This is a genomic window from Cupriavidus sp. SW-Y-13 (genome assembly GCF_009793345.1).
In the GTDB taxonomy this organism is placed as follows: domain Bacteria; phylum Pseudomonadota; class Gammaproteobacteria; order Burkholderiales; family Burkholderiaceae; genus Cupriavidus.
On record NZ_WHLX01000002.1, the window covers coordinates 2,108,382 to 2,123,096 of the forward strand.

Sequence of the window (14,715 nt, forward strand, 5' to 3'; positions counted from 1 at the left end):
GAGAATCACCGTGCCCCGCAAGACCCCCATCGAACGCTATCGGAATATCGGCATCAGCGCGCATATCGACGCTGGCAAGACCACGACCACCGAGCGCATCCTGTTCTACACCGGCGTGAACCACAAGCTGGGCGAGGTGCACGACGGCGCAGCCACCATGGACTGGATGGAACAGGAGCAGGAGCGCGGCATCACGATCACGTCCGCCGCCACCACTGCGTTCTGGAAGGGGATGGCCAACAACTATCCCGAGCACCGCATCAACATCATCGACACGCCGGGCCACGTCGACTTCACGATCGAAGTCGAACGGTCCATGCGCGTGCTGGACGGCGCCTGCATGGTCTACGACGCCGTAGGCGGTGTGCAGCCACAATCCGAAACCGTCTGGCGCCAGGCCAACAAGTACCGCGTGCCACGCATCGCGTTCGTCAACAAGATGGACCGCGTCGGTGCGGACTTCCTGCGCGTGCGCGACCAGATCCAGAGCCGCCTGAAGGGCAACCCCATCCCGATCCAGATCCCGGTCGGCGCCGAAGATCATTTCCAGGGCGTGGTGGACCTGGTAAAGATGCGCGCGATCGTCTGGGACGACGCCAGTCAGGGCGTGAGCTTCGAGTACATCGACATTCCGGCCGATCTCAAGGACGTTGCGCAGGAATGGCACGACAAGATGATCGAGGCTGCCGCCGAGGCCAGCGAGGAACTGCTGGAAAAATACCTCGGCGGCGAGACGCTGACTGAGGAAGAGATCAAGACCGCGCTGCGCAAACGCACGGTGGCGGGCGAGATCGTGCCGATGCTGTGCGGAAGCGCGTTCAAGAACAAGGGCGTGCAGGCGATGCTCGACGCCGTGATCGATTACCTGCCGTCGCCGGTGGACGTGCCCGCCATCCTGGGCCACACCGAGGACGACAAGGAAGCGGAGCGCCATCCGAGCGATGACGAACCGTTCTCCGCCCTTGCGTTCAAGATCATGACCGACCCGTTCGTGGGCCAGTTGATCTTCTTCCGCGTCTACTCGGGCGTGGTGAACTCGGGCGACACCGTCTACAACCCGGTGAAGGCCAAGCGCGAACGGCTGGGCCGCATCCTGCAGATGCACGCCAACGTGCGCAACGAGATCAAGGAAGTGCGCGCCGGTGACATCGCCGCCGCCGTGGGCCTCAAGGAAGCCACCACCGGCGACACGCTGTGCGACCCTGCCAAGGTCATCATCCTGGAGCGGATGACGTTCCCCGAGCCCGTGATTTCGCAGGCCGTGGAGCCGAAGACCAAGGCCGACCAGGAGAAGATGGGTATCGCCCTGAACCGCCTGGCGCAGGAAGATCCGTCTTTCCGTGTGGCCACCGACGAGGAATCGGGACAAACCATCATCTCGGGCATGGGCGAACTCCACCTGGAAATTCTGGTGGATCGCATGAAGCGCGAGTTCGGCGTGGAGGCATCGGTCGGCAAGCCGCAGGTGGCGTACCGCGAAACCATCAAGACCGCCGCCAAGGATGTGGAAGGCAAGTTCGTCAAGCAGTCGGGCGGGCGCGGTCAGTACGGCCACGTCGTGCTGAACGTGGAGCCGTTGCAGCAAGGCGGCGGCTATGAATTCGTCGATGCCATCAAGGGTGGCGTGGTGCCGCGCGAGTTCATTCCCGCAGTGGACAAGGGCATTCGCGAGACGCTGGAGAACGGCGTGCTGGCCGGCTACCCCGTGGTGGACGTCAAGGCCACGCTGGTCTTCGGTTCCTACCACGACGTGGACTCCAACGAAAACGCGTTCCGCATGGCTGGGTCGATGGCTTTCAAGGAAGGCATGCGCCGCGCCAAGCCGGTGCTGCTGGAGCCGATGATGGCCGTCGAGGTGGAAACGCCAGAGGAATTCACCGGCAACGTGATGGGTGACCTGTCGTCGCGCCGGGGTATCGTCCATGGGATGGAAGACATTGCCGGGGGCGGCGGCAAGATCGTGCGTGCCGAGGTGCCGCTGGCGACGATGTTCGGCTACTCCACGTCGTTGCGCTCACTGACGCAAGGCCGCGCCACGTTCACGATGGAGTTCAAGCACTACGCGGAAGCACCGGCCAACGTTGCCGAAGCCGTCATTACCGCGCGCAAGCATTGATCCCGACTGCCAGTTGCCGGGCATCGCTTGACCGCGTTCAAGCGGCGATCTGAAAATTTTCAGATCGCCGCCGACACGCTGCCGGCAGCCTGGCATGGCATGATCGTGTCGTCAGTCTTTGTTCCGTCTTCGTCCTTTTTTCGGCCAGCAAGGAGCGCATCATGATGGCATTTCTCGGCACGATTCTCGTGGGGTTGATCGTCGGACTCATCGCACGGGCCATCAAGCCCGGCGACGACAAGATGGGCTGGATCATGACCATCCTGCTCGGTGTACTCGGCGCGCTGGCGGCTGGCTACGTGGGCCGCGCGATGGGGTTCTACCAACCGGGCGAGGCCGTGGGCTGGATTGCTTCGATCATTGGCGCGCTGGTGCTGCTATTCATCTACGACGCTGTGCGGCGCAAGCGTTGATACGGCGGCTCCTGACGGGGCATTGAGCACCGTCAGGGTCGGCGCGGCCGTGTCGCGGCAGCGCAGCAGCGTGGCTTCGCTGCCCGGTGCCGCCATGGCCGTGATCTGCGGCGCCAGCGCCCGCAGTACACGCACGGCAATCGCACTCGTGAACACGTAGCGTGCCGCGTAGGGTTCTCCCACATGCACGGTCACCGTGCCGAAGTAGCGCTCCCCAATGACAAACACGAACGTCGCTGACCGGTTCACCGCGCGCGACGCAATCACGCGCCCGCCCGACCCATAGGTCTGATAACGCTGGTCGCCTGTTCCTGTCTTGCCGCCCACCGCCAGCGGCGCGCCTTGCGGCTGTCCCTTGCGATTCACGGGCACGAACGCCCCGTTGATCGACTTGGCCGTGCCCGCCTGCACCACGTCCAGCATCGACCGCCGCACAAGCACGGCGATCTCTGGCGCGACCAGCGGCTTGCCCGGTTGCGGATGCAGGCCGTAGGTGGTGGCATACGGCGTGTTGCTCGCGAAGGCCAGCGTGCGGACGGCAGACGGTTGTGCATCCACCCCATTGCCGAGGAGGATGCCAGCCAACTCGGCCAGTGCCGCGGGCCGGTCGCCCGATGCGCCCACCGCCGTGGCATACGACGGGGTCAGCGAATCGAACGGATAGCCGAGCCGCTGCCACCGCACCGCAATCTTGCCGAACGCCTCGCGCTCCAGCAGCGTGCGGATGCGCGCATCCTGGCCCAGCTTGCTGCGCGTCTTGAACAGCCACGCATACACGGCCTGGCGATCAGGCTCGCTGGCTTGCAGGATTTCCTTGAGCGTCGCATCGGGATGCTTGCCGAGGTATTCCACCATCCACAGTTCGAGCGGGTGGATGCGCGACAGGTAACCGCGATCGTTGAGACTGAACTTGTCGTGGCCGTACTTCACAAACAGGGCCTGCAAATCCTCATCCGACAACTTCGGCATCTGCTTGGGCATGCGCGCGCGCAGCGTACGGGCGAAGGTATCGAAATCCGTATCGGGACGCGCGCTGAGCAGCGTCACGGACAACCGCACCGCCGCCAGCCTTGCCGTGGGCAATTTCACGCGATCAAGCAGTGTGTCGATGCGCTGCGCGTCGGTCTTGCCCCGGTAGCGTTGCCAGAACGTGGTCATGAAGGCCGAGCCTTCCTCGTTGGCGAACTGCACAAGGTAGGCGCGGCGGCGAGGCTCGTCGCGATCCTCGAAGATCTGCGACGCATCGGGGTGCGCCTGCCAGACCTCGTAACGCACGATGTCGCGCATCATGCGGATGAACACCAGGTTGACGGAGTGCTGGAACGCCACGCGCACCGTCATCTGCCGCTCGCCTTCCCATTTCTCGAAGTTCGTGAACGCCTGCATGCCACCGCCGGTGAAGAAGGCTTCCCCGGCATTGCCCGAGTACTTGCGTTCCATCGCGGCATCGAGCACGGCCTTGCGCTCGCGCTCGGCGGGCGTCTTCGCCTTGATCAGGTAATCCACGGTCCAGCGGGTCAGCGCATCCTGGCGCGGCACCTGCAGCGCGGTCAGCTCGGCGCGGCTCGCATCCTTGTAGCGATCGTAGATCTCGTTGATGACTTCGAGGTACGTCACCATCGTGCGCAGCTTGGCCGTCGACCCCAGATTGATGCGCGCGCCATTGTTGATATCGAAAGGCTTGTCCACGTTGTCGGCCTGCACGCGCACCACGCTGGCATTGCCCGACCGTTCGAACAATGTGAAGCTGGCCACGAGCCGCGACGGGTCATCGCCATCACGCAGCAGGTTCTTGCCGTAGAGACCCATCTGCCGCGCGTCGTCCTTGTTGCGGATGCGTTGCAGCGTTTCCGTCACCACGCGCTGCGCCTCGCGATTGATCGTGCTGTCGACCGTCAGGTCGAGGCGATCCAGGTCATAGCGGCTATCGACATGGAGCAGCCGCGAGACATCGTTGCGCACCTGGTTGATGGCCTTGCGGGTGACCCATGGCTCTGGCTGCGGCCGTGGCGGCGGCGGCGCCTTGTCCAGCGATTGCGCCAGCGCCGCGTCGCGCAGTTCGGACGTGATCGCATTGGCCGAGGCCAACAGGCGCAGATAGCTGGCCGTCAGGGCATCGAGGTTGGTATCGTCGCGACGCAGATGGTACGAGGGCCGCCGCTGCGAGATGATCAGCGACAACGCGCGCTTGTACGCCTGTGCCTGGCGCGGCGTGGGGTTGCGCGGGTCCATGCTGCGCAACAGCCCGTTGATCTCCGCAAAGTCCTCGCCATACCAGACGTAGAGCGCGTCGCCCAACCCGTCGATCTCACCGTGGCCGGCCCGTGCAGACATCGGCACGGTATTGAGATAGTCGACGACGATGTTCTCGCGTGCCCGCAGCGTGTCAGGTCCATCGCGATAGGCGCGCAGTGAAGCGGAGGTCATCTGCCGTAGCTTGTCGGGAATCGACTGCGTCTTGCCCTCCGGCGAATGGCGGTATTTCTCGATCTGCGTGGCCAGCGTGCTGCCGCCTGGCGTGCCATGGCTGCGGTCCGCCAGCCGGATGCCCTGGTCGAGCACTGCACGCGACAGCCGGCGCCAGTCCAGCGCCGGATTCATCATCGGGTATTCGGGATTGAGAAGGTTCTGATTCTCGACGAACAGCAGCGAGGTCACCAGCACCTTGGGGATGGCCTCGAAATCGTCATACTGCCGTTGCGGGAAGCGGTCTTGCGACATGGTCATCGCGTTGCAATCCCGCACCAGCAGGCCGGCCTGGCTCTTCTCGCGATAGGGCGGGAAGATACCTTGCTCCATCAACCGCACCATATCGGGCGACATGCGCGACTGCGAGATCGTGAGGTACCCCTCTCTCAGCAAGCGTTCGCCAAACTCGCCCAGCCGTTCATAGCCGAGCCGCAGGTCGTAGGGCCCGGAGTGGGGATAGCGGATGCTGTCGCTGGCGCCGGGCTGGATTTCGTACGTCAACGTGCTGCCCAGCCGGCTCATGTAGCGAGCCTGCCATTGGGAGGTGCGAGCCTCGCTAGCGACGACGCTCACGACGATGTAAGCACCACCGCATACGACCACCGCCATCCCTGCGAGAATCCAGCCACGACGTGACACGTTTCGCATCCGGTTGCGCCGGCCCCGCCGTTTCGGCAGGCGTCGCCGACTCCAAGCCCACGTCCGGCGACCGTCATCCAACAGCCGCCGCGTGTTTTTATATTACGCGTATCGGCAGCCGTTTGTGGGGGAGAAGTTGGCTGCCGCACGCATTCAAACATACCCGCGTGGGCATCCGCGCAACAGGTGCGGCTCAGGCCGACCGGGCGTCACACTTGCGGTGTCAACACCGCGTGTAAATGTCGCACCGGTTTGTCATCGTTACGCGTCCTGCACAGGCCGGCCACCGAACGGGTAGTTCGGATCGCTATAGCCGTGCGTGGACGCATGCCCGCGCGGCACGAGGTCATCGACCATCGTCTCTTCCTGCGCCGAGATGGCCGCCCCGACTGCACCAAAATAGTCCTCGAACTGCGCAAGCGTACGCGGCCCCGCGATCACCGAGCTGATGATGGGATTCGCCAGTACCCAGGCCGTCGCGAACTGGCCTGCGCTCAGGCCGCGCGCTTCCGCATGGGCCTTCAGCGTCTGGGCGATCACCAGCGACTCCTCGCGGAATTCGGTTTCCATCATGCGACGGTCGGCACGTCCCGCGCGCGTGCCTTCGGCGGGCGCCTGGCCGGGCAAGTATTTCCCGGTGAGCACGCCGCGCGCAATCGGGCTGTAGGGCACCACGCCCAGGCCGAAATGCTGGCACGCGGGCAGGATCTCCACCTCGGGCATGCGGTTCAGCAGGTTGTAATACGGCTGGCAGGCCACCGGACGCGGCACGCCGAGCTTGTCGCACAACCCGGCGATCTCGGCGATGCGCCAGCCCCGGAAATTGGAGACGGCCCAGTAACGGATCTTGCCCGCGCAGATCAGGTCGCCCATCGCGCGCACGGGCTCCTCGAGGTTGGCGCCAGCAAAATCGCGATGCAGGTAGAGGATGTCCACATAGTCCGTGGCCAGGCGGCGCAGGCTGTCTTCCACTTCGCGCATGATCCACGTGCGCGAGTAGTGCTGCTGGTTCGGTCCCTTGCCCATGACGTTGCCCAGCTTGGTGGCCAACACCCAGTCGGCCCGGTCGCCCTTCAGCAAGCGGCCCACCATCTCCTCGGATGCGCCTTTCGTGTAGACATCGGCTGTGTCGATGAAATTGACACCGTGCGCGCGGGCGCTATCGACGATGCGGCCGGCTTCGGCGTCATCGGTCTGGTCCCCGAACATCATCGTGCCCAGGCACAGGGTGGAGACGTTCAGGTTGCTGGCGCCGAGGCGGCGGTACTGCATCGCGAAATCTGGCATGGTGATCCCCGTTTGACTGAGCCAGCATTGTGCCGCGATGCGGCGATGCGTGCTGGCACGCCACTGGCTTGCGCAGGACGAAAAAAAACCGGCACGATCGCTCGTGCCGGTTTCTTGTTTCAGGCCGATGCCGCTCAGTCTTCGAGCTTCGGCAGCGCGGCGCTGGTCTGCGTCGACAGCAGGCCGGTCTTGGCATACGTCTGCAGCTTTTCGCGCGTATCGACGATGTCCAGCGTGCGCATCGTCAGTTGGCCGATACGATCCAGCGGCGTGAACATCGACTCGCCCTTTTCCATCGTCAGCCGTTCCGGCTTGTAGGTCAGGTTGTCCGAAGTCGTGTTCAGGATCGAGTAGTCGTTGCCACGACGCAGTTCGATGGTCACTTCGCCGGTGATGGCACCAGCCACCCAGCGCTGGGCGGTTTCGCGCAGCATGATGGCCTGCGGATCGAACCAGCGGCCCTGGTACAGCAGGCGACCCAGGCGGCGGCCGTTGTCGCGGTACTGCTCGATCGTGTCTTCGTTGTGGATACCGGTGATCAGGCGTTCGTAGGCGATGAACAGCAGCGCCAGGCCCGGGGCTTCGTAAATGCCGCGGCTCTTGGCTTCGATGATGCGGTTCTCGATCTGGTCGCTCATGCCCAGGCCATGGCGGCCACCGATGACATTGGCTTCCATGAACAGGTCCACGGCGTTGGCGAACGTCTTGCCGTTCAGCGCCACCGGCTGGCCTTCCTCGAAGCGCACGGTCACTTCCTCGCGCTTCACTTCCACTTCATCGCGCCAGAACTGCACGCCCATGATCGGCTGGACGATGCGGATACCGGAGTTCAGGTGTTCCAGGTCCTTGGCCTCGTGCGTGGCGCCGAGCATGTTGGAATCGGTCGAGTACGCCTTTTCCGACGACATCTTGTAGTCATGGCCGTTCTGGCGCATGAACTCGGACATCTCCGTGCGGCCGCCCAGTTCGTCGATGAACTGCTGATCCAGCCACGGCTTGTAGATTTGCAGGCCCGGGTTGGTCAGCAAGCCGTAGCGGTAGAAGCGCTCGATGTCATTGCCCTTGAACGTGCTGCCATCGCCCCAGATGTTGACGCCGTCTTCCTTCATCGCGGCCACCAGCATCGTGCCGGTCACGGCGCGGCCAATAGGCGTGGTGTTGAAGTACGTCACGCCAGCGGTGGAGATATGGAACGCACCGCATTGCAGCGCGGCGATACCTTCGGCCACCAGTTGCGTGCGGCAGTCCACCAGGCGGGCAGCCTCGGCACCGTAAGCCATGGCACGGCGCGGGATGTCGTCGTAGTCCGGCTCGTCCGGCTGGCCCAGGTTGGCCGTGTAGGCGTAGGGAATGGCGCCTTTCTGGCGCATCCAGAGAAGCGCGGCGCTGGTGTCGAGTCCGCCCGAGAAGGCGATTCCGACGCGCTGGCCGGAAGGAATGTGCTGCAGGATGGTAGTCATCGCCAGAAACCAGGTGAATTTGTCGGCTCTTGGGGCGCCCCCGCATCGATCGATCGTGCGGCGAGCCGGTCCGGCGCCCGAAACTCGTAACCGTGAATTGTGACATGTCGCGGCGCCAGCGCCAAACCGGCGGCGGTCCAAAATATATGTGGACATGCCCGGGACCCTCGACTAGTCTTTTGTGGACGGCGTACACAAACGCCGGTCCAGCACACCTCCCGACCCCCGGGACCCACCCCAAGGAGAGTTGTCGATGTCTTCGAAGATCGAGTCGTACCTGTTTTTTGACGGTCGCGCGGAAGAAGCGGCCGAGTTCTACAAGACCGCCATTGGCGCCCAGGTGCAAGGGTTGATGCGTTTCAAGGACGCGCCTCCGGGAGCCGGCGAAGGCTGCACACCTGCGGCGCAGAACGGTGACAAGGTGATGCACATGGCGCTGAAGATCGGCGATACGGTCATCATGGGTTCCGATGGCGAGTGCAAGGGCCAGACGGACTTCAAGGGCTTCTCGCTGGCCTACAACGCCGTGGATGCCGCCGAGGTGGATCGCACGATGCAGGCACTGTCGCAGGGCGGCAAGGTCATGATGCCGGCCGACAAGACGTTCTTCAGCGAGCGCTTTGGCATGGTGGTCGACAAGTTCGGCATTACCTGGATGGTGCTGGTCTACAAGGCCTGACCCGCGCGACCATCCATCGGCCCGGTTGGCCGCATCCCGTACAATGCGCGGCCAACCGGAGAAACGCTGATGGAATCCCGCCTGACCGATCTCGAAATCAAGGTCGCCTTCCAGGAGGACCTGATCGAGACCCTGAACCTGACCGTCGCGCGACAACAGCAGCAGATCGATCTGCTGCAGGCCCAGTTCCGCGCGCTCTACCAGCAGGTCCGCACCAGTGCATCGAGCGCCGCCGAAGCCGGTCCGCAGCACGAAATCCCTCCGCACTACTGAACGCTGAAGCATTGGAACGTCTGGATCACATGCCGGAACGATCGCCGCGCGCTGTCTGTCAGACGGTGATCGATCACCTGCTCCGGAGCGCCATGCCCCTGACCGCCACGACCGCACGGCGACTCGCCGCCACCTTGCTCGCCATCGCTTCGCTGAGTGCCCACGCTGGCTACAACGTCTGGACCGGCGAATACACCTTCAGCAAGGCCGAACTGCAGAGCGCCGTGGAGAAGAGGTTCCCCGCCACGCTGCGTTACGGCGAACTGGTCAGCGTGAAGCTGTCGCACCCCCGCCTCGTACTCGACCCGACGGCAAACCGCGTCACCACGCAGGTGGATGCGGTCATGACGAACACGGTGCTGCCCACGCCGCCGGTCAACGGCACGATGTCGCTGAACAGCGGCGTGCGGTACGACGCCACGCAACGCGCCGTGCTGCTCGACAAACCCACTGTCCAGGATGTGCAGGTACAGGGCATGGCGCAATATGGCCAGCAACTCAATGCCATCGGCGCCGTGGTGGCCGAGCAGTTACTCAAGGACTATCCGCTCCACACCTTCAAGCCGGACGAACTCCGCTTCAATGGCAAGGAAGTGGTGCCGGGCGCGATTACCGTGGCGCCAGAGGAAGTACGGGTGCAGTTGAACTTGAAATGAGGCCCGTCAGCCGGCATCGAGGCCAAGCTCTCCACCCAACACGGCCAGCGTTGGCCCGATGGGCGCCGACACCTTGAGTGCCAGCAGCGGATCGGCGCGCGTGGTGCCTAGGTTGAGTGCCGCAAGCGGCAACCCGCGCTCCTTCGCCCAGAGGCAGAAACGGTAGCCCGAAAAGACGGTCAGCGATGAGCCGATGACCAGCACCGCATCGGATTCGTCGAGCGCCGCACGACCCGCGTCCACCCGCTCGCGCGGGACCGATTCGCCGAAGAACACCACATCCGGCTTAAGCACGCCTTCGCAGCGTTCGCACACTGGCACCGTAAAGTTGTCGAACAGCGGCGACTCCAGATGCGCATCCCCATCGGCGGCAGGCAGCGCCGTGATGTCATGGAACTCGGGATTGTGTTGCCACAGCCAGCGCTGCAAGTCTGCCCGTGCATAGCGCGTGGCGCATGACAGGCAGATGACATGGCCGATGCTGCCGTGAAGTTCGATCACATGATGGCTGCCAGCGCGCTGGTGCAGGCCGTCCACGTTCTGCGTGACCAGCGCCGACACGCGCCCGGCGTGCTGAAGCTGCGCCACTACGCGATGGCTCACATTGGGAATGGCCGAGGCCGCCACGGGCCATCCCAGCAAGCTGCGCGCCCAGTAGCGTTGCCGCGCGGCGTGGCCGCTCATGAACTTGCTGATCGTCATCGGCGCGGAACGCTGCCAGCGGCCCTCCTCGTCGCGATAACCGGGGATGCCCGAATCGGTACTGATGCCGGCGCCGGTCAGCACGAACAGGCGGCGGTGCTGCCGCACAAAATCGAGCAATGCCGGGGGCGCGGTGTCGCTCACGAGTCGATCTTCACGCGTCCGGCCTGCCGTGCTTCCCAGGCCCTGAGTTCCTGCCGATAGCGCTCCATCTCGTCGTTGTAGAAATCGAACACGCAGGGATCGCAGCCGCTCTGGCAGCACTCGTTGTCGCCGGGACGGTCTGGTGGCAACGGCTTGGGGTCATCGGGAAGGGAAAAGGAGTCGTCAGCAGACACGATGCGGCAGAAAAAAGAGTACCGCGCCAGTATATGCCGCGCGCGTCATTGCGGTCCCGGCAGGCCGGACCGGGACCTTGGGCCAATGTGGCCCCGATCAAACTCTGTTATGCAGGAATCCATGCCCGTGATGAATTGTTTTGTCGGCACGGCGCGGCACACGGCACTGCTGCTAGTGTTGCGCGGAGTCGAATACCGGTGGACTGCATCGAGCCATGGTCCCAGCTTCACGTGTCCTTTCCATCCTGCACCGGGCTGCGCGCATGCTTGCCTGCCTGGCGATGATGGCTGCCGCCATGCCCGCCGCCGCGGCCTCGGAGGCGGGCGGCCAGTTGCTGCCCCCGCCAAACCCCGCACCTGTCGCTCCGTCACCGCTGACGCCCGCCGATCCGGCCAAGCCCGTGCCATCCACCGTGCCGCCGCCACCGGGCCGGCCCAAGGTCTGTCTGGTGCTGTCCGGCGGCGGCGCCCGTGGCGCGGCGCACATCGGCGTGCTCAAGGTGCTGGAGGCACTACGGGTGCCGGTAGACTGCATCGCCGGGACGAGCATGGGCTCCCTGGTGGGCGGGGCGTATGCCACCGGCATGAGCACGGCCAATATGGAGAAACTGGTTGGCGGACTCAGCACGGAATCGCTGTTCAAGGAAAGGCCACCGCGCCAGGACCTGGCGATCCGCCGCAAGATCGAGGACCACACCAACCTCGTCACACCCGAGATCGGCGTGCGCGCGGACGGTCTGTTGCTGCCGAAAGGCGTGGTGTCGGGCGTGCAGTTGGAAACCGTGCTGCGGCAACTGGCCAATGCGCCGGGCTACCGCGATTTCGACGACCTGCCGATTCCTTACCGCGCAGTGGCCACGGACCTGGTGGCCGGCACACCCGTCGTGTTCAGCCAGGGCGAACTGGCCAACGTCATGCGCGCCAGCATGTCGGTGCCCGGCGCCGTGGCGCCCACCGAATACCAGGGCAAGCTGCTGGTCGATGGCGGCCTGACGGACAACCTGCCCGTAGACGTGGCGCGCAAGATGGGTGCCGATATCGTCATCGCCGTGAACCTGGGCACCCCGCTGATGAAGCGAGAGGAATTGACGTCGCTTATCGGCGTGACCGGGCAGATGCTCAACATCCTGACCGAGCAGAACGTGCGCACGTCGCTGGCGTCGCTGCAGCCCACCGACATCCTGATCCTGCCCGAACTCGGCGATTTCTCTGCCGGCGACTTCAATCACCTGCTGAAGACCATTCCGATTGGCGAGGCCGCCGCGCAGCGCCAGGCAGAGCGGCTATCGGCACTCTCCCTGCCGCCTGAGCAGTACGCCGCGCTGCGTACCGCCCAGCGCGCGCTGCCGCCCAGCAATCCGGCGCCCGTCGATGAAATCCGCTTCGCGCCGCTCGAACGCGTTAACCCAGCCTTCGCGGCAGCCACCATGGAAACCAAGCCGGGCCAGCCAATCACGCAGGCCACGCTGGACCGCGACATGCGGCGCCTGTTCGGCACGGGCGATTTCGAGCATGTGAACTATCGTTTCCTGGAAGAACCCGGCAAACGCATCATGGCCGTGGATGCCATCGAGAAAACCTACGGCCCCGACTATCTGCGCTTCGGGTTGGGCCTGAGTTCGGATTTCCGTGGCAACGCCTACTTCAACCTGCTGGCCAGCTACCGCCGCACGTGGCTCAACCAGCTTGGCGCGGAATGGCGCACGGACGTGCAGGTAGGGCAGACGTCGAGCCTGGTCAGCGAGTTCTACCAGCCGCTCGATACGCGCCAGTTTTTCTTCGTGGCGCCCCGCATCGAACTGGAGCGCCGGCCCGTGAACGTGTTCAGCGGCGATTCGAAGATTGCCGAGTACGACCTGCGCCGCACCGATTTCGGGTTCGATATCGGCAGCCAGTTCACCAAGTACGGCGAGGCGCGGCTGGGCGTGGTGATCGGGCATCAGAACGTGTCGCTCTCCACCGGACCGGAAACACTGACGCCAGCCACCGCCAGCAGCGTGGACCGTCGTGCAATCACCGGCCGCCTGCTCCTGGACCAGCTCGACAACACCCACTTCCCGCGCTACGGGTATGGGGGCGTGCTGAACATCTATTCCTCCCAAGCGGGCATGGGTGCCACCAATACCTACACGAAGGGTGAATTCAACGCCTCGGGCGCGTATTCGGTCGGCAACCACACACTCAGCGTGGGAGTACGGGCTGGCAGCAATCTCGGCGGGCCGGGGCTGCCGCGCTACGACCTGTTCCAGTGGGGCGGCTTCCTGCAGCAATCGGGCTACAGCACCGGACAACTAATTGGCGGCAACCTGCAGTTCGCGCGGCTGGTCTATTACAACAAGCTCGTCCACCAGACCTTCCTGGACGGCGTCTATGCCGGCGCATCGTTCGAAGCCGGCCGCGTCGGGGCGCCGCTGGTGCCAGGCAGCCCGACCGGCCTGCTCAAATCGGGATCGATCTTCCTGGGCGTGGATAGCCCCGTGGGTCCGCTCTATCTGGCCTATGGACGCGCGGCCGCCGGCCAGTACGCGATCTACCTTTTCCTGGGCAAACCGTGAGGCAGCCGGGCAAGGATTGCGTTCGATAAGTACACCACTCGTTACCCCACCGAAGTTGTATGTAATGTCTCTGTGCACATCTCTATACTTGGCGGGTCGCCACGACCCCTGGCTGACAACCCCCTTGCCCAATCGCCGCCCCGAGCGGCGATATTTTTTTGTCCGGAGTTCGCCTTTGTGGAGCCGGAGCGTTAAGATGCGCGATTATCGAACGCGCAACGCCCCAACGCCCCCTACCGCCTTCATGGACGCCCCCAGCCCCATCACGCTCAAGCCGGCCCAGGCCGATACCGTACGCGCCGCCCACCCGCCGGCCGACATCCTCAACAGCTTCGCGGGCGATCCCAATTTCATGCTGTCGCTGGCCCGGGGTCTGACAGTGCTCGAGGCATTCTCCGAGCGTAAGCGCCCGCTCACCATTTCGCAGGTCGCGCAGCGCACGCAGTTGTCGCGCGCCTCCGTGCGCCGCTGTCTCTATACGCTGGAGCAGCTTGGCTATGTGAGCCAGCAGGACGGACACTTTGCGCTGCGTCCGCGCGTGCTGCATCTGGGGCATGCGTATTTCTCGTCGACCTCGCTGGTGTCGCTGGCCCAGCCGATCCTGGATACGCTCAGCAACCGCGTGCACGAAACGTCGGCGCTGGCCATTCTCGACGGCATCGACATCCTCTATCTGGTGCGCTCGGAGGTGCAGCGAGTGCTGACCCATGCGCTGGGCATGGGTAGCCGGCTGCCGGCCTACTGCACCTCCACGGGCCGTCTGTTGCTGGCCCACCAGCCGGACGCCGTGCTCGAAGCGTTTTTCGAACACGCCGAACTGCGCCCGCGCACACTGCTGACCAAGGTGTCGCGGCCGGAGCTGGAAACCGCATTCCAGCGCGCGCGTGAACTTGACTATGTGTTGATCGACGAGGAACTCGAGCCCGGCCTCCGCGCGATTGCGGTGCCGGTGCGCTCGCAGGCGGGCGCGGTCGTGGCGGCCATCAGCGTGAGCGTGAAGGCCAACAAGGTGTCGGAATCGGAAATGATCGCGCGGCTGCTCAGTCCCATGCGCGAGGCGGCAACCGCGATCGGCAAGCTCGTCGGCACCTGAGGTCCCGAGCCGGGGCGTCTGGCCCCGGTATTTGC

The 14,715-nt window shown here is 64.5% G+C and carries 12 protein-coding genes; 7 read left to right on the forward strand and 5 right to left on the reverse strand.

Annotated elements, in window-relative coordinates:
* The first annotated feature begins 10 nt into the window (after window positions 1-10).
* Together fusA and GA566_RS24990 are read left to right on the forward strand one after the other, a co-directional pair.
* Window positions 11-2,116, forward strand: coding sequence for an elongation factor G (gene fusA, locus GA566_RS24985; RefSeq protein ID WP_160474328.1), 2,106 nt, complete (start codon window positions 11-13; stop codon window positions 2,114-2,116).
* A gap of 161 nt (window positions 2,117-2,277) precedes the next feature.
* Entirely contained in the window at window positions 2,278-2,529 is a 252-nt protein-coding gene (locus GA566_RS24990; protein WP_137928176.1) for a GlsB/YeaQ/YmgE family stress response membrane protein, read from the forward strand.
* On the opposite strand, the gene GA566_RS24995 is transcribed toward GA566_RS24990, so the two are convergent.
* The 3 genes from GA566_RS24995 to argG all read right to left on the reverse strand — a co-directional run bounded on the left by GA566_RS24995 (window position 2,494) and on the right by argG (window position 8,384).
* Window positions 2,494-5,646 (reverse strand): transglycosylase domain-containing protein, encoded by a 3,153-nt coding sequence (locus GA566_RS24995; RefSeq protein ID WP_237380641.1) that lies wholly within the window; start codon window positions 5,644-5,646, stop codon window positions 2,494-2,496. The two genes, GA566_RS24990 and GA566_RS24995, sit on opposite strands and share 36 nt — an antisense overlap.
* 252 nt (window positions 5,647-5,898) lie before the next feature.
* Window positions 5,899-6,924: an aldo/keto reductase gene (locus tag GA566_RS25000; protein WP_160474329.1), complete on the reverse strand. Its 1,026-nt coding sequence runs from the start codon at window positions 6,922-6,924 to the stop codon at window positions 5,899-5,901.
* A gap of 134 nt (window positions 6,925-7,058) precedes the next feature.
* A complete protein-coding gene (gene argG, locus GA566_RS25005) occupies window positions 7,059-8,384 on the reverse strand; it encodes an argininosuccinate synthase (protein WP_137928174.1) in 1,326 nt (441 codons plus the stop codon).
* 253 nt (window positions 8,385-8,637) lie between these two features.
* On the opposite strand from argG, the gene GA566_RS25010 reads away from it, so the two are divergent.
* The 3 genes from GA566_RS25010 to GA566_RS25020 all read left to right on the forward strand — a co-directional run bounded on the left by GA566_RS25010 (window position 8,638) and on the right by GA566_RS25020 (window position 9,992).
* Window positions 8,638-9,063: a VOC family protein gene (locus tag GA566_RS25010; protein ID WP_137927599.1), complete on the forward strand. Its 426-nt coding sequence runs from the start codon at window positions 8,638-8,640 to the stop codon at window positions 9,061-9,063.
* Window positions 9,064-9,132: 69 nt separating this feature from the next.
* Window positions 9,133-9,336, forward strand: coding sequence for a SlyX family protein (locus tag GA566_RS25015; RefSeq protein WP_160474330.1), 204 nt, complete (start codon window positions 9,133-9,135; stop codon window positions 9,334-9,336).
* A gap of 92 nt (window positions 9,337-9,428) precedes the next feature.
* Window positions 9,429-9,992 carry a DUF1439 domain-containing protein gene (locus GA566_RS25020; protein ID WP_202126866.1) on the forward strand — a complete coding sequence of 188 codons (564 nt, stop codon included), beginning with the start codon at window positions 9,429-9,431 and terminating at the stop codon, window positions 9,990-9,992.
* A 6-nt stretch (window positions 9,993-9,998) separates the two neighbouring features.
* Here the strand turns inward: GA566_RS25020 and GA566_RS25025 are convergent, their stop codons facing one another.
* Together GA566_RS25025 and GA566_RS25030 are read right to left on the reverse strand one after the other, a co-directional pair.
* The gene (locus GA566_RS25025) at window positions 9,999-10,838 is read right to left on the reverse strand and encodes an NAD-dependent protein deacetylase (RefSeq protein ID WP_137927596.1); all 840 of its coding nucleotides are present in this window, start codon (window positions 10,836-10,838) and stop codon (window positions 9,999-10,001) included.
* Window positions 10,835-11,032, reverse strand: a complete 198-nt coding sequence (locus tag GA566_RS25030; RefSeq protein WP_370459351.1) for an oxidoreductase-like domain-containing protein — start codon at window positions 11,030-11,032, stop codon at window positions 10,835-10,837. Before GA566_RS25030 ends, GA566_RS25025 begins: the two co-directional genes overlap by 4 nt.
* A 215-nt stretch (window positions 11,033-11,247) precedes the next feature.
* Here GA566_RS25030 and GA566_RS25035 point away from each other — a divergent pair, with 215 nt between their 5' ends.
* Both GA566_RS25035 and GA566_RS25040 read left to right on the forward strand, forming a co-directional pair.
* Window positions 11,248-13,587, forward strand: coding sequence for a patatin-like phospholipase family protein (locus tag GA566_RS25035; protein ID WP_237380643.1), 2,340 nt, complete (start codon window positions 11,248-11,250; stop codon window positions 13,585-13,587).
* A 244-nt stretch (window positions 13,588-13,831) separates the two neighbouring features.
* Window positions 13,832-14,680 carry an IclR family transcriptional regulator C-terminal domain-containing protein gene (locus GA566_RS25040; RefSeq protein WP_137927603.1) on the forward strand — a complete coding sequence of 283 codons (849 nt, stop codon included), beginning with the start codon at window positions 13,832-13,834 and terminating at the stop codon, window positions 14,678-14,680.
* Window positions 14,681-14,715: the final 35 nt, after the last annotated feature.

Coding starts and splice junctions, on each gene's coding strand:
- GA566_RS24990 (WP_137928176.1), top strand. CDS start 2,278: ATGATGGCATTTCTCGGCACGATTCTCGTGGGGTTGATCGTCGGACTC.
- GA566_RS24995 (WP_237380641.1), bottom strand. CDS start 5,646: ATGCGAAACGTGTCACGTCGTGGCTGGATTCTCGCAGGGATGGCGGTG.
- GA566_RS25000 (WP_160474329.1), bottom strand. CDS start 6,924: ATGCCAGATTTCGCGATGCAGTACCGCCGCCTCGGCGCCAGCAACCTG.
- argG (WP_137928174.1), bottom strand. CDS start 8,384: ATGACTACCATCCTGCAGCACATTCCTTCCGGCCAGCGCGTCGGAATC.
- GA566_RS25010 (WP_137927599.1), top strand. CDS start 8,638: ATGTCTTCGAAGATCGAGTCGTACCTGTTTTTTGACGGTCGCGCGGAA.
- GA566_RS25015 (WP_160474330.1), top strand. CDS start 9,133: ATGGAATCCCGCCTGACCGATCTCGAAATCAAGGTCGCCTTCCAGGAG.
- GA566_RS25020 (WP_202126866.1), top strand. CDS start 9,429: ATGCCCCTGACCGCCACGACCGCACGGCGACTCGCCGCCACCTTGCTC.
- GA566_RS25035 (WP_237380643.1), top strand. CDS start 11,248: ATGGTCCCAGCTTCACGTGTCCTTTCCATCCTGCACCGGGCTGCGCGC.
- GA566_RS25040 (WP_137927603.1), top strand. CDS start 13,832: ATGGACGCCCCCAGCCCCATCACGCTCAAGCCGGCCCAGGCCGATACC.